The organism is Pseudoalteromonas sp. 1181_04, assembly GCF_052850545.1.
In genome coordinates, this window is the sequence record NZ_VXCS01000026.1 from 1 (window position 1) to 15,254 (window position 15,254).

Below are 15,254 nucleotides of genomic sequence, written 5' to 3' on the forward strand. Positions count from 1 at the left end.
GTGTTACGGGAGTCATTCATCAAGTCTTTCACAAAGTACTTTGACATTTTAAAGGACATATTATGTTGACGAAGTATTTCATTGACCGAACATTCTAATGCAAATATTTCAGCTTCAGTAATCATTTTATGCACCTCCAATGTGCTTATTATATAATTCCAATAACTTCGAATTCAGTTCATCATCAGTAAAAGCAACAATATTACCGGCTGGCTTCGAATCATCTAAGCTTCCTATTCTCACTTCAAAATTTTCATTATCAAAACTATCTATAAAAATATGACTTCCTTTTTGTTCATCAAAAAATGATGCAAAGTTGTCTGTAATTGTCATATCAAATTTCATGTTTCTTCCTTGTAGATTAAACATCAAATAATAAAATCTAGTAACATTCTTGCCGATGTATGCAATAGCTTTGTAAATACTCCACGCGACATATTAAACGTTTCGCGAATATTGATTATTTCATCGGGTGAAATGGCGGGCTTATTTGCATCATTCATAGCATAAGTGAGTAAGGTTAGCTTGTCTTGTGCATGCGCTTAAATGTACGCAAATTACTTACACTTATTAAGTTAGCACTATGACGCGATATAAACCTGCTACCAGTGTGTAGCCGCAGGTTTATACCCCGTCAAATATATAATTTAGACGTTGGATAAAACTCAGCTGCAGAGCAAACTCTGTCGCGATATAAAATAGCTGCCACATGGCTCGTTAAAAAAGAAAAGCGCGGGATCTCTCCCGCGCTTCATTTTTCGCTTTAGTAATTTTGGTAATTACTTAGCTTGCCGTTTGTTCGTCATGGCTGCGTTTTTTGTCACCTTTTTTACGCATGTGTTTTTTAATTTCTTGGTACTTTTCACGTTGTTCAGCATTTAATACTTGCCATACTTGATGCTGCGTTTTTAGGTTAATTAAGCCAAATTGCTCGCCTTTGCTTTGGCGCTGCGCTAATAACTCTTTCGCTGCGGCTTCATCAAAGGTTGGCATATCTAACAATGCTTGCATTTGTGCCTTATGGGCAGCACGCTCTTGCTTCATGGCCTGTTTATCGTTGCCACGTAGCGCTTTAAACTGTGCTTTTTGCGCATCAAAAATGCTTTTTAACTGAGTTTGTTGTTGCTCAGTTAAATCAAGCTTTTTAACGCCACGCTCAGAGAGTAAAAAGCGCGCTTGTTTATGCTGTTGAGAATGGCCTGGTTTATGATCCATGCCCTCTTTTGCTATTACGGCGCCAGTGCCTAATGTTGCTGTCGCTAATCCACAAATTAATACTAGTTTAGAAACTTTACTTGAAATAGTCATAATCATTACCTTTGAGTTGCTTGTAACTTAGTGTCTGTTCAGTTGTTATGTTCACTATAACTAACCAAGTGCAAAGCAACGCAAAGCAATGTAAAGGTTGTGTAAAGGTTCACTTTTAAGTGCGTTAAGGCGTAAAATGAAGTTATTCCAGCGTGGTTAAGGTGAGCAAATAATGAAGCTATTAATGATTGATGATGATACCGGTTTATGTGAGTTACTCTCAGAGTACTTAACTGCGCAAGGTTTTCAAATAGAATGTGCCCATGATGGCGAACAAGGCTTAAAGCAAGCGCTTGAGCAAGAATACGCATTAATTTTACTCGATGTTATGTTACCGAAACTAGATGGCTTTGAAGTATTAAAACAGCTTAGGCAAACAAAATTAACGCCGGTGATCATGCTAACCGCCAAAGGTGAAGACTTTGACCGTATTTTTGGTCTTGAACTAGGCGCTGATGATTACATTCCTAAACCATTTAATCATCGTGAATTACTCGCACGGGTTAAAGCGATTACTCGTCGTATTGAACATATTACTAGCCTAGCAAATACCAGCAGTAATAAGTTAACCGTTAATAATATTGTTATAAATTTAGCTGCCCGCGAAGCGTATGTAGATGAACACCCGCTAAGCCTAACCGGTACTGAATATGAAGTACTTGCCTTACTGGTTAAACATGCAGGTGAAGTGGTCAGTAAAGAGCAAATAAGTGAAGAGGTGCTCGGTAGACGCCTAGCCTCTTTTGATCGCTCAATTGATATGCATGTGAGTAATATTCGTAAAAAAATTGCCGAGTTCAACAATGCAGAACGAATAAAAACCATGCGAGGGACTGGTTATGTCTTTATCCAAGGGGAGTAATAAAACTCGGTTTTCTTGGCTAAAACATCCTCAGCACTTTTTATTTTTCAAAATTTTTGTGTGGTTTTGGCTAACAGTAATAGGCACCATAACTGCATTGGTGTTTTTAAGTAACATTGCGACCAATCAAGTCAGTTATGAGAACTTACATGGGCCCATGCAGAAAAACTTGCAATACACGGCCAAAGGCATCGAACGTATGGTAGTCAAACATAATAAATCGATTGCCGAAATTTTAACTCATCCGCGGCTTGCAAAACAAAAGTTACTATATTTAAATTCAGATCAGCCAGATCACTCGCTCAGTAGCAGAGTACCATCAAGTGAGATTGATTTAAGTTTACTTAATTTCACTAAAAACATGCCGCCACAAATTATTTTTACCGAGTATTATCAAGCATTCGGACCGATAGAAATAAACCTTCCTGAGGGGCAATTTTACCTATACGAAATTGATGAGAATCATCAACCACCTTTTTTTATACGGTTAAAGCTGATGCCGATTTGGCTAAAAGTGATCATTGCTTTACTGGCTTCATTAACTTTAAGTTTTATATTTAGTCGTAACCTAATTGCACCTATTAATCACTTAAAGCAAGCTGCAATTAAGCTCTCTGACGGCGATTTAACCGCGCGCGCTGAAATTGATCCAAACAGGCAAGATGAACTGGGCGTACTTGGCCGTGACTTTAATAGTATGGCAACTCAGTTAGAGCAACTGATTTCTGCACAAAAGCGCTTATTGGCTGATATATCTCACGAGTTGCGTTCCCCCCTAACTCGCCTTAAAATGGCTACGGGTCTTGCGCAAATGCAGACCCCAGAAGAAAACCAAACCTATTTATTACGCATTGAAAAAGAAGCAAATCAGCTCGATAAAATGATCGCTGATGTGCTGCAAGTATCGCGCTTAGAGGCGAAAAGTCAGGCGCTATCGCTGCATCAACAATCCTTACAGATCATTATTGATCATGTTTTGAATGATGCGCAATTTGAAGCTAAACAGACCAATAAGCAATTAATTATAAATGGTCAACTCAATGTTGATATTTATTGTGACGAGAGTCTCATTGCCAGTGCGCTAGAGAATGTTTTACGCAACGCAATAAAATATGCAGAGCAAACAATCACCCTAACATTGAGTTTAAGTGATGCTATTTATATAGAGATCAGCGATGATGGCCCGGGCGTCGAAGCGCAAAATTTAGCCAAATTATGTGAGCCATTTTTTCGCCAATCGGATGCACGAGACAGAACTAGCGGCGGTACAGGACTTGGCTTAGCAATTGCTAAAAATGCAATTGCCGCCCATTCTGGCAGTTTAACGCTGCATAATAAACAACCAAGTGGGTTATGTGTGCGTATCGCCTTACCTCTGGATAAACAAAAATAATCATGGCCATTATGTTTTACAGCACAGAGCAAAACTTACTTTCCCAACAACCTGAGATCACAGAGTTTTTTCAGCAGCAGTTGCACAAAGCGCAGCTGACTACCGATAATGGCGATTTATATTATGGCTATGTGATACCTGAGCATGCCAAGGCCGCTATTGTTATTTGCTCTGGACGCATTGAAGGATTAGATAAATACCAAGAGCTAATCTGGGAGTTATACAAAAATAACTATGCGGTGTTTATTATTGATCATCAAGGCCAAGGCCGTTCTTATCGCGCTTTAGCCAACCCTCATAAAGGTTTTGTTAATAAATTTAGTGATTATGCTGATGATTTAGCACTGTTTGACCGTTTAATTGTCAGTAAACTCTACCAAGGCAAAAAGGTCATCCTCGGGCATTCAATGGGCGGCGCGATTGCTTTTGATTTCCTAACCCGGTTTGAACATAACTACAGTGGGGTATTTTTGTCTTCGCCCATGTTTGATATTTTCACTAAAGGTATTCCCAAACCAGTTGCTAAACTTGCCGCTCGTATTGCCTGTTTATTTGGTTTTAATAAACACTATGCATTTGGCCAAGCAGATTATCTGCCTATTGCTTTTACACAGAACGACCTTACCAGTAGCGAAACTCGCTATGATTTATTTAGACAGACCTACCAAACGGATAGCGCGCTACAATTAGGCGGGGTGACTTACGGCTGGTTGAATGAAGCTTTTGGTTTTATGACAACTATTGAGCAACAACAGCTATCGATTCCACTTTTTATAGCCAGTGCTGAGCACGATACTGTGGTTGATAACCAAGCCCAATTAGCCTTAGTTCACCGTCAAAGTAATGCTATTTTACAAACATTTACGAATGCTAAGCACGAGTTACTGTTTGAACAAGACACCATTCGCAAAGCTGTGCTTAGCCGTTTTTATCAGTTTTGTGATTCATTAACTTGAGCGCGGCTATGGCTCAATGACATTGGATCTTGATGGATCAAAATATCCATTTCACAATTAAATTCTTGTTGGATCATCGCCACTACTTCATCTGCTACATAATGAGCACGGATCAAGGGGAGTTGATCTTCAAGCTCTAAATGCATTTGAATAAACTTAATTTTACCACCTTGTCGCGTGCGTACATCGTGTACGCCAAATACATCGTTATGACTGTTAGCGATTGATATGATACTGGCTTTTTCGTCCTCAGGTAGTTCTTTATCCATTAAGTGATCAGCGCTTTGCCTAGCAATATCCCAACTGTTATAAAGCAAATAACCTGCAACACCAATGGCAAAAATAGGATCCGCGTACAGCATGTCATTTTGCGCAAGCAGTATGGCCAGCAGTACTGCTGCATTTAAAATTATATCGCCTTTGTAGTGCACAGAGTCTGCTTTAACTGCAATGGACTCGGTATGCTTAATGACTTGAGTTTGTACATAAACCACCACTAAGGTGCAAGCAATCGCAAATAGACTAACCCATACCCCGAGCATTGAATGATTTAACACCACAGGATTAAACAATCGTTCAATGCCATGAAACGCCAATAAACAGCCAGAGCCTGCAATAAATGCCGCTTGCCCTAAACCCGCCAAGGCTTCAGCTTTACCATGGCCAAAACGATGATCGTCATCAGCTGGGCGCAGTGCATAAAAGAGCACCATAAAACTCATTGCTGAAGCGGTAATATCCATCAATGAGTCGGTAAGTGATCCGAGCATAGACGCAGAGCCAGACGCAAGCCATGCCCAACATTTAGCAGCAATCATTAAACTCACCATCACCATAGTGACCACACTTGCTGTTTTTACCCAAAACTCATAACTGCGCTGATGCACGTTTTTGCCTATGCCTAAAGTGTTTACTTAAAATGAGTATATCATTTTTTTTATCTGTTTCGTGTATACTCTCGAACGTCAAAATGTAGATCACCAATAAGGCTCGTTATGCTTGATATCGTTTTATACCAACCTGAAATTCCACCTAACACAGGGAATATTATTCGCCTGTGTGCAAATACGGGCTATGCTTTGCATTTAATCGAGCCTTTGGGCTTTGAGTGGGACGATAAGCGCGTGAAAAGAGCTGGCCTTGATTACCATGAATTTAGCCATGTGCAACGCCATCCATCATTTGTAGCTTACTTAGAAAAATGCCAACCTAAAAAAGTATATGCATGTACCACTAAAGGCAGTCAGTTTCACCATCAAGCAAGTTATGAAGCGGGTGATTGTTTAGTGTTTGGCCCAGAAACCCGTGGCTTACCAGATGATATAATTCAATCACTACCTAATGAACAACGCGTGCGTATTCCTATGCAAGCTAACAGTAGAAGCATGAACTTATCTAACGCAGTGGCTGTTTTTGTTTATGAATCATGGCGTCAGTTAGGCTTTCCTAACGCGCAGTAAGTGATATTAAAATGCGCCTATACCATTGGGCGCTTTCTCCTCTAATTATCTTTAAAATTTAGCACCGCCTAGCGCAATAAATTTGCCTTGCGTGGATTCGCATTATTTCTATTCCTACACTATTCTAAATAAGTTCTTTTTAAACTGATTCAACGGATTGTAATGCGTTTTATCCTTCAAACATGCTGTTTTATTAGTATGTTATCTACTGTAAATGTAAACGCGAGTGTAGCTGAATTAAATGCGAATGAGCTTTCGCTACCCGCCATTAATGACTTTACTCAAGACCCGAGTAATGCGTTTTGGCTCGCAACTAATAAAGGGCTGTTTAACTACGACTCGGTGCATCTTTTTAGTGGCCAAGCACCGCCTTTTTCATCATTTGCGAATCAAGCCATTTTACAAGTAGCGACTTATAAATCCTGGTTATTAATTAACACTGAGCAAGGGCTGAGTTTAATCAACTTAATTAACAACCAGTTAATTCAACTAACCGCAACACCGCTAAAACAGCCGATATTAACCACCGAGCTCGGCTTTTACTTTCTATACCAAGGTCAGATCCACACTATAAAAGACGAAAAACTCCATTCCCCATTCGCCTTTTCAGAGCAAATCGTCGAACTCGCATTGGGATTTAACAACAGCCTATGGCTACATTCAGGTAGTAATTTAGTTAGTCACTTTGATTTAGCAAGTAATGCAATTACAGCTCAGCTCATCGTCCCCGCGCCTATCGCGCAGTTAAGTCCAAGTCAAACCTCAGCAGCGATCCTTATCAATACCAATAACGACCAACATTACCTGTTTAACAACACGCACTCTATGCAAGAAATAAAACTCCAGCATGCGCATGTTCAACAACTAAATTACTTTGATGATCAGCTCTATTATTTGCATAAAAATCGCGCTTATAAACATGATTTAACGACCAAAAACACTAATCCTTTGTTTTATAGTGCTCCTGCACGCTTTTTATCAATTAAACAAAACAACCAACAACTGTGGCTGCAAACTGCCACTAAAAGCTGGCTAAAGCTCCCTGCAATGCAAATTATCACAACCCCTATCACCGATAATCCTGCTCCGCGTATGCAGCAATACTTTGACATGTTGGAGCAGTTAGGTAATTTTACACAACATAAAAAAATTATTACCATCGCTTATCTGCGCGAAGACAAATGGGCTGTTGCAACCGACACTGGTTTATATTTATACAGTGCCCGCAACCTCACTTTTGATTTATTAATAAAGGATCAAGTTGCTGCGCTGCATTCAACTGCCCCAACAACACTGTGGGTAGCAACCAAAAAGCAATTAATAAAATATGATTTTGCGACGCAGCAACAAAGCCAAACACTACCAATTAGTAACATTAATGCTTTAACATCCCTTAATGACGAGCAATATCTCGCAAGTGATGGTGAGCAATTATTTTATATTGCTAAACAACAGCTCACCGCCCTTGAGCTTGAAACTGAAGCCCTCGGGCAGATCAATGCTATGTATTATCAACGCAACTCTTCAAGGCTTTGGCTTGCGACAAGTAACGGCTTATGGCAGAGCCAATGGCAAGCACCTGAAAATTCTCAGCAAATAACACTTGAGATAAATTTTGATAAAGTAAGTACATTTAACACCACAGCCATTTACGAAGCACCACAAAATGCTTTGTGGATAGTTGATTCTCAAGCGATAAAACTCTACAAACCCAGCACTAACCTATGGGTTGAAAATGCCACTCATAGTATTGCCGCTTATATTGATGATTCTATTAGTTATGAGCAACTTCCAAAATCACTCTTTAGCGTTAGCTACCGTGATAAAATAATGTTGTTTGCGCCAACGGGTAATACTTTATTAGAAGTGCATTCAACACAAGTACCACCTCAAAACAGCTCTTTTTTAATCAGTCATCTGACTTTACACTATCAAGAGCAAGACCAAGACTATTACCACTTAGCAACCAACGCAGTAAATACCAGCCAACCGCTAAAAGGCATCTCTGTTTGGTTTAGCAGTAATGGCCTCTTACCTATGCAGCTCAATTACCGACTCGATCCCAATGGCGATTGGCTAGCACTGCCGAATGCTCAGACCATGCTGTCTCTGGCTAGTAATGCAAAGAATATTTATCTTGAAGTTAAAAACCTTAATCAAGTAAATAACGAGCCGTTAGTGTTAATGATTAAACAAACGGCTTTTGCCTTCCCTCACTGGATCAACCACCTCGTTTTAGCGGCTATTTTTGCTATTTTACTGCTGTTAATTGTTTATAGATTAAAAAGTGGTGCTAAGCATAATTTGGTCAACGCGTTAATGACGCAATCAAAAGATGCCATTTGGATCGCCAATGAGCAGTTTCAAATCACGAACATAAACCAAGCATTTACAACTATTTGTGGCTTTACTCTTGCTGATGTAGTGGGTAAAAAACCAAAAGCATTTACTGTAAACGGTCGCGATAAAAAATTAGAAAGCCTCATTTATAATGATCTAGAGGTTGATGGTTATTGGTCTGGTGAAATTTGGAATGTGCGTAAAGACGGGCAACCCTATGCCTTAGATTTATCGATAACCAAAGTAAAAACCCCTAACCTACGTACTAGTAGCGCGCATTATATTGGGTTATTTTCAGATGTAACTGCACGTAAGAATAATGAACGTGCGATGCTTAAATTAACCACTCGAGATTCTGTCACTGGGCTTTCCAATCGCACTATTTTTATTGAATCTGTAAATAAGGCAATTGCCAGCTGTAATAACAACTTCCCTAATTTACTGATTATTTTTATAGATTTAGACAATTTTAATAAAATTAACGAATCCCTTGGTCACGCAATCGGTGATGAACTATTAAAAGAAGTTGCGGGCAGACTCACTCGTAATCTTGATTCTGGTTATACCTTGGCCCGCTTAGGGGGAGATGAATTTGCTATACTCGTACCGCCCTATTTATATTCAGGCATGTCCGTCTTTTTCGCCAAAAAACTGGCCGATAATATCCTTAAACAATTCCAAACACCGTTTATGCTTGAGGGTATAGAGAGCTTTATTTCTGCCTGTTGTGGTATCGCCGGGTACCCAGAAAACGGTTATAACAGCGAAGCACTGATGCGCAGCGCCAATAGTGCGCTCAATCACGCTAAAAAGATGGGTCATAATAATTACCAATTTTTTGATAAATCTAAACACACAATTGATATGAATGAACTTAGTAAAGAAAGCGCACTTTTTCGGGCTATCGAACATCAGGATTTTCAATTATTTTACCAAGTAAAATATAACGCAGATAAAGATCAAATACATGGTTTTGAAGCCTTAGTGCGTTGGCCGCAAGTTGATGGCAGCATCATTAGCCCGGCTGAATTTATCCCTCTTGCAGAACAAAATGGCGCAATTATTCCACTCACTTTATTGCTAATGAAGCAGCTATTTAAACAACTAGAGTTATGGCGTAATGAAGGAGTAAGTTTTGGTAAAGTGGCAATTAATATTTCGGCTCTGCACTTTCAGCAAAGTAGTTTAGTCGAAACCCTCACTGAGTGTTTAACAAACTATGATGTGCCTGCACGCTGTGTTGAGTTAGAAATAACCGAAAGTGCCATGATGGATAACCCTGAATTTGCCCAACAGCAAATGAACCGCTTAAAAGCACTTGGCTTTACCATTGCGCTGGATGACTTTGGTACTGGTCATTCATCATTGGGTTATTTAAAACGTTTTCCAATCGATACTTTAAAAATTGATCGCTCTTTTATTAAAGATATTGTCGATAGTGAGCAGGATCGTAATATTACCGCGACAATTATTCGCCTCGCTAAATACTTACATATCGATGTTGTTGCCGAAGGAGTTGAAACTAAAGAGCAGGCTTATATGCTGCATGTTATGGGCTGTAATACGATGCAAGGCTATTATTATAGTCGTCCGCTTTGTGCTGAAAAGGTAGCTACTTATCTCGAAAAAAACAATCTGAGAAAACAATCTAATTTGATGAATGACTAAGTACCTTGTTAGTTATAAGATTAACTACCAGCGTTTATACAAACCCATAAACGCTGGCAGCTACAAGGCACTGTTACTCTGATTTTTGCTCGCGACCTAATAAAGCCATCGCGGCTTCTTTCACGTCTTTATTTTCATAAAGTACCTGATAGATTTGCTCAGTGATCGGCATTTCGATACCAGTACGTTGTGCAAGTAAATAGACTTCTTTGGTGTTGCGATAACCTTCGACCACTTGACCAATTGATGCTATCGCCTGCTCTACCTTTTCACCTTTACCCAGTGCTAAACCAAAACGACGGTTACGAGACTGATTATCGGTGCACGTTAGGATCAAATCTCCCAGCCCAGCCATGCCCATAAAGGTTTCTGACTTAGCACCAAGCGCGCAGCCTAACCGGCATAACTCAGCTAAACCACGGGTGATCAATGCTGTCCGCGCATTAGCACCAAAACCAAAGCCGTCAGACATACCAGCGCCAATCGCAATCACATTTTTAACCGCGCCACCGAGCTGAATACCAATAAAATCATTATTGTTATAGACCCTAAATGAGCGACCACAATGCAATAGTTCAGCTAACTGTTTTGCAAAGGCTGTTGATGTTGACGACACTGAAATTGCAGTAGGTAAACCCATCGCCATTTCTTTAGCAAATGTAGGGCCTGATACGACCGCAAGTGGCACATCATCACCTAATTCTTGCTGTGCAACCTCTTGCAAAAGTCGGCCTGTATCTGGTTCAAGCCCTTTGGTGGCCCATGCAACTTGTGCCCCTTCAAGTAATGAAGGCTTAATTTGCTGTAGCGTATCGCCAAATGCATGACTTGGCACAACAACCAAGATCACTTGGCTTGCAGTTACTGCGGTGTGTAAGTCGGCTTCAAGGTGTAAAGTGTCAGGAAAAGTGACATCAGGTAGGTAACGTTGATTTTTCCGCTCAGCTGCAAGCGTGGCAACGTCATCGCTATTGCGACCCCAAAGTGTCACTTGGTGACCGTTTCGGGCTAAACAAATAGCAAGGGCGGTGCCATAAGACCCCGCCCCTAATACAGTAACAGCTGAATTGGCTGTACTCATAAGTTATGCGTCTGCAGTTGCCTGTTCAGCTTGCGCTGCACGTTGCTGCATGTATTGAGCGAATAACGCATCAAAGTTCACAGGTGCAAGGTTAAGCTGTGGGAATGTACCACGGTTAACTAAGTTAGATACCGCTTCACGTGCGTACGGGAACAATACGTTCGGGCAGAATGCGCCAAGCATGTGTGCAAGTTGTACTTCTTCAACTTCAGCGATAGTGAAAATACCCGCTTGTTGAATTTCACATAAAAAAGCCGTTTCTTCACCGATAGAAGCTGTAACAGTCAGTGCTAATACTACTTCAAACACGCCTTCGTCTAATTTATTAGAACGTGTATCAAGGTCAAGCTTAACTTCTGGTGTCCATTCTTTTTGGAAAATAGCAGGTGAATTAGGCGTTTCAAAAGACACGTCTTTTGTGTAAATACGTTGAATCGTAAATTGTGCGCCAGTTTCTTCTTGTGCTGCTACGTTCTGATTTTCTTCGTTCATGATAATTCCTAACTTTTAATCGTTTTTATAATAAATGCTTAAGCGTTTAACTTAGCGTCAAGTTTGCCTTGGGCTTCAATCGCCATCATGTCGTCACAACCGCCGATATGCTCATCATTAATAAAAATTTGCGGTACTGTGCTCGCGCCACCTGCTTTGGCGATCATTTCGTCACGTAATTCAGGCTGTACACCAATGTCGATATTTGTAAATTGCACACCTTTATTTGTTAGCAACGCTAAAGCACGCTGACAAAAAGGGCAATACGCTTTGGTGTAAAGAACAACATTACTCATAACAATTCCTCTATCGGCCTAACTAACTTAATTAGCGACCTGTTGTCGTTGGTAGACCAGCACTTTGCCATGCACCCATACCACCAGATAAAACATAAACCGATTCAAAACCAGCTTTATGCATAGCAGTTGCGATACCTGAGGCTGTCATGCCTGTGGTACATACCAATATAATGGGTTTACTCTTAGACTTTTCAAGGCTTGAGAAGTCAGATTGTTTCGCTTTTTCAGGGCTAATATGCTCAGCGCCTGCTATACGGCCATTATTAAATTCTTTTTGTGCACGTATATCTACAACGACACCGTCTTCACGGTTAATTAATAACGTTAGTTGTTGCGGGTTTATTTGACGAATTGCTGAAAACTTACTTTTAATCCAACCGCCGACAATGAGTGCAACCAAAGCAACCCACGCTAAACTTAATATCGGATGATTACCGACAAATTCAATATATTGATCCATGCGTCTTCCACTATGAAAATTGTCCCGCGCCTGTAGCACTGGGGTTAAACGTAAGGGCAATGCCCTAGCCACGCAAGTATACGTGCTTGATTAGAAATTACCAGAGAGTGAAATATTTTAATATGTCCCTTTGATTGCTGATCATAACCACAAAACACGGTATGCTAAGGCTAAGCAGGAGCTAATTTTCAGGAACAAAAATGACACAACATAAAAAACCTCTCGTATTAATGATTTTAGATGGTTGGGGATACCGTGAAGATACCCAAAGCAACGCAATTTTAGCGGCAAATACCCCTGTTTTAGACGAACTTTGGGCAACTCGCCCGCACACCCTAATTTCTGCATCAGGTTTAGATGTTGGTCTTCCTGATGGGCAAATGGGCAACTCAGAAGTAGGCCACGTCAACTTAGGTGCTGGCCGAGTGGTTTATCAAGATTTCACCCGTATCACTAAAGCAATAAACGACGGTGAGTTTGCACATAATCCAACACTAGTTGAAAACATTGATAAAGCAGTGAATGCCGATAAAGCGGTGCATTTAATGGGTTTATTAAGCCCAGGTGGTGTGCATAGTCATGAAGATCATATTGTAGCTGCAATTGAATTAGCTGCAGCGCGCGGTGCTAAAGAAGTGTACTTTCATGCATTTTTAGATGGCCGAGACACTCCACCACGTAGCGCAAAAGCGTCAATTGAACGTATTGAAGCACTGTTTAGCAAATTAAACTGTGGTCGCTTAGCATCGATCATTGGCCGCTACTATGCAATGGACCGCGATAATCGCTGGAACCGAGTAGAGCAAGCCTACGACCTAATGGTCAGTGGGATCGCACAACATAGCTACGAAAATGGTGTTGATGCATTAGCTGCGGCTTACGAACGTGATGAAAACGATGAGTTTGTTGCTGCAACTACCATAGCAGCACAAGGCCAAGACGCAGTACAAATTAATGACGGTGATACGGTTATTTTCTTAAACTTTAGAGCCGACCGTGCTCGTGAAATGACCCGCGCATTTGTTGATAAAGACTTTGACGGTTTCGCCAAGAAAAAAGCCCCCGCACTAAGCGGCTTTGTTATGTTGACCGAATACGCAGCAGACATCGACGCACCAGCAGCTTTTGCCACAGTCCCTTTGACTAATGTATTGGGTGAATGGTTTGAAAAACACCATAAAACACAGCTACGTATTTCTGAAACCGAAAAATATGCACATGTGACGTTTTTCTTCAGTGGCGGACGTGAAGATGAATTTGAAGGTGAAACCCGCGAGCTGATCCCATCACCACAAGTTGCGACTTACGATTTACAACCTGAAATGAATTCAGAAATGCTCACCGATAAACTCGTCGAAGCGATTAAAAGCGGTAAATACGATGCAATTATTTGTAACTATCCAAATGGCGATATGGTCGGTCACTCAGGTGTATTTGAAGCCGCAGTAAAAGCCTGTGAAGCAGTCGATCATTGTATTGGTCGTGTTGTTGCTGCCCTTGAAGAATTTGGTGGTGAAGCATTAATTACAGCTGATCACGGTAATGCTGAACAAATGGCTAACCTTAAAACTGGCCAAGCGCATACCGCACACACCAGTGAACCGGTTCATTTCATTTATGTTGGTCGTGATGCAACACCAAGCGAAGGCAAAGCCCTCAGTGATGTTGCGCCAACCATGTTGCACCTAATGGGCATGGAACAACCAAGCGAGATGACTGGCACACCAATCATGACATTGAAATAAATCATGAACAAAAGTATTAACCCATTAATTTTTAGTACGCTCGTTGTTACTGCGTTAATACTCACTTCATTAGTGACGGCCCCTGCCGTCGCTAATGAAGATCGTACTAAAAAAGATCTCAGCGAAATCCAAACAGCATTAAAGCAAAGCCAAGCTGAACTTGCCGCCCAGCGTAAAGACATCGAAAAATCGCAAAAGAACCTGCAACAGCACGAACTCGAGATCGCAAAAAATGCCAAGGCACTGAATATTGCCGAGCAATCAATTCGCGATACTGAAAAACAACAACAGCAGCAACAGCAGCAAGCTGAAGCACTTGAGGAAAAACGCCTAGAGCAGCAACATGCACTCGCCGCACAAATTAAAAGTGCCTATATGTCTGGCGGACATGACTACTCTAAAATGCTATTAAATCAAGAAAATACTGCACAGGTTGAACGCACCTTAAGTTATTATAATTACCTCAACAAAGCGCGTATTGAGCAAATTGATGAGTTAAAAGCACTCCTGATTGAAATAGCGGATGTACAAACCGAACTTGAAAAAACCAAACAACACTTAGTTATGCTCCATAAAGAGCAAGCCAATCGTCATCAAGCACTCATTGCAGCGCAACAACAACGAAAAGCCAACATCAGTGAATTAAAAACCAAGCTTAGCTCAACCAAAAACTCAATTGATTACTTAAAAGATAATGAAAAAACTCTAGTAGCTACCTTGCAAGAACTTGAAAAAGAAAAAACTAAAAAGGTTGAGTTGCTGGGCCTATCAGCCAGTAAAGGTAAATTAAACTGGCCAACAAAAGGTAAAATTGAGCACAGCTTCGGCCAACATAAGCACGGTGGTATTGACTGGAAAGGCGTATTAATTGGCGCTAATGAAGGCAATAATGTGCATAGCGTCCACAACGGTCAAGTCGTGTTTGCTGATTGGTTAAAAGGCTACGGCTGGGTTATTGTTATTGACCACGGTGAAGGCTTTATGAGTTTATACGGCCATACTCAAACCTTACTAAAAGACGTAGGTGATATAGTACGCCAAGGCGATATTATCGCTTTAGTTGGTCAAAGCGGCGGACAAGCAAATTCTGGTCTATACTTTGAAATACGCCACAAAGGACGCGCAGTAAATCCTGTAACATGGTGCAGACGCATTTAATTGATTAAACAGCTGCACCCCACTGGGAGCAG

Annotated in this window: 14 protein-coding genes; 7 read left to right on the top strand and 7 right to left on the bottom strand. The window is 40.8% G+C overall.

The genetic code is table 11. The features are described 5' to 3' along the window. Positions 1-126: 126 nt before the first annotated feature. A complete protein-coding gene (locus FW757_RS18905; protein ID WP_182762516.1) occupies positions 127-345 on the bottom strand; it encodes a hypothetical protein in 219 nt (72 codons plus the stop codon). 438 nt (positions 346-783) lie between these two features. After that, a complete protein-coding gene (locus FW757_RS18910) occupies positions 784-1,308 on the bottom strand; it encodes a Spy/CpxP family protein refolding chaperone (protein WP_145235251.1) in 525 nt (174 codons plus the stop codon). A gap of 172 nt (positions 1,309-1,480) precedes the next feature. Here FW757_RS18910 and FW757_RS18915 point away from each other — a divergent pair, with 172 nt between their 5' ends. Genes FW757_RS18915 through FW757_RS18925 form a run of 3 tightly spaced genes read left to right on the top strand, consistent with a single transcriptional unit; the run spans position 1,481 to position 4,519 of the window. After that, a complete protein-coding gene (locus tag FW757_RS18915) occupies positions 1,481-2,170 on the top strand; it encodes a response regulator (protein WP_149982148.1) in 690 nt (229 codons plus the stop codon). Next, positions 2,148-3,563, top strand: a complete 1,416-nt coding sequence (locus tag FW757_RS18920) for an ATP-binding protein (protein ID WP_182785279.1) — start codon at positions 2,148-2,150, stop codon at positions 3,561-3,563. The genes FW757_RS18915 and FW757_RS18920 overlap by 23 nt, the downstream gene beginning before the upstream one ends. Before the next feature lie 11 nt (positions 3,564-3,574). Then, the gene (locus tag FW757_RS18925; protein ID WP_149982162.1) at positions 3,575-4,519 is read left to right on the top strand and encodes an alpha/beta fold hydrolase; all 945 of its coding nucleotides are present in this window, start codon (positions 3,575-3,577) and stop codon (positions 4,517-4,519) included. Here the strand turns inward: FW757_RS18925 and FW757_RS18930 are convergent. Continuing rightward, a complete protein-coding gene (locus tag FW757_RS18930) occupies positions 4,495-5,406 on the bottom strand; it encodes a cation diffusion facilitator family transporter (protein ID WP_149982150.1) in 912 nt (303 codons plus the stop codon). The two genes, FW757_RS18925 and FW757_RS18930, sit on opposite strands and share 25 nt — an antisense overlap. Positions 5,407-5,514: 108 nt before the next feature. On the opposite strand from FW757_RS18930, the gene trmL reads away from it, so the two are divergent. Together trmL and FW757_RS18940 are read left to right on the top strand one after the other, a co-directional pair. Further along, positions 5,515-5,979, top strand: coding sequence for a tRNA (uridine(34)/cytosine(34)/5-carboxymethylaminomethyluridine(34)-2'-O)-methyltransferase TrmL (trmL, locus tag FW757_RS18935; protein ID WP_182785280.1), 465 nt, complete (start codon positions 5,515-5,517; stop codon positions 5,977-5,979). Positions 5,980-6,141: 162 nt separating this feature from the next. Continuing rightward, positions 6,142-9,987, top strand: a complete 3,846-nt coding sequence (locus FW757_RS18940) for an EAL domain-containing protein (protein WP_182794130.1) — start codon at positions 6,142-6,144, stop codon at positions 9,985-9,987. Between the two features lie 73 nt (positions 9,988-10,060). Here the strand turns inward: FW757_RS18940 and gpsA are convergent, their stop codons facing one another. From gpsA to FW757_RS18960, 4 genes are read right to left on the bottom strand one after another with little or no spacing between them, the layout of a single operon-like run. Then, the gene (gene gpsA / locus FW757_RS18945; RefSeq protein ID WP_145235238.1) at positions 10,061-11,068 is read right to left on the bottom strand and encodes an NAD(P)H-dependent glycerol-3-phosphate dehydrogenase; all 1,008 of its coding nucleotides are present in this window, start codon (positions 11,066-11,068) and stop codon (positions 10,061-10,063) included. A 3-nt stretch (positions 11,069-11,071) separates the two neighbouring features. Then, the gene (gene secB, locus FW757_RS18950) at positions 11,072-11,560 is read right to left on the bottom strand and encodes a protein-export chaperone SecB (RefSeq protein WP_145235236.1); all 489 of its coding nucleotides are present in this window, start codon (positions 11,558-11,560) and stop codon (positions 11,072-11,074) included. Between the two features lie 38 nt (positions 11,561-11,598). Next, positions 11,599-11,856 (bottom strand): glutaredoxin 3, encoded by a 258-nt coding sequence (gene grxC / locus FW757_RS18955; protein WP_145235234.1) that lies wholly within the window; start codon positions 11,854-11,856, stop codon positions 11,599-11,601. 31 nt (positions 11,857-11,887) lie between these two features. Continuing rightward, positions 11,888-12,319 carry a rhodanese-like domain-containing protein gene (locus FW757_RS18960; RefSeq protein WP_446441572.1) on the bottom strand — a complete coding sequence of 144 codons (432 nt, stop codon included), beginning with the start codon at positions 12,317-12,319 and terminating at the stop codon, positions 11,888-11,890. A 200-nt stretch (positions 12,320-12,519) separates the two neighbouring features. Here FW757_RS18960 and gpmM point away from each other — a divergent pair, with 200 nt between their 5' ends. Next, a complete protein-coding gene (gpmM, locus tag FW757_RS18965) occupies positions 12,520-14,064 on the top strand; it encodes a 2,3-bisphosphoglycerate-independent phosphoglycerate mutase (RefSeq protein ID WP_182739742.1) in 1,545 nt (514 codons plus the stop codon). A gap of 3 nt (positions 14,065-14,067) precedes the next feature. Next, positions 14,068-15,222, top strand: coding sequence for a murein hydrolase activator EnvC family protein (locus tag FW757_RS18970; protein WP_182767259.1), 1,155 nt, complete (start codon positions 14,068-14,070; stop codon positions 15,220-15,222). Positions 15,223-15,254: the final 32 nt, after the last annotated feature.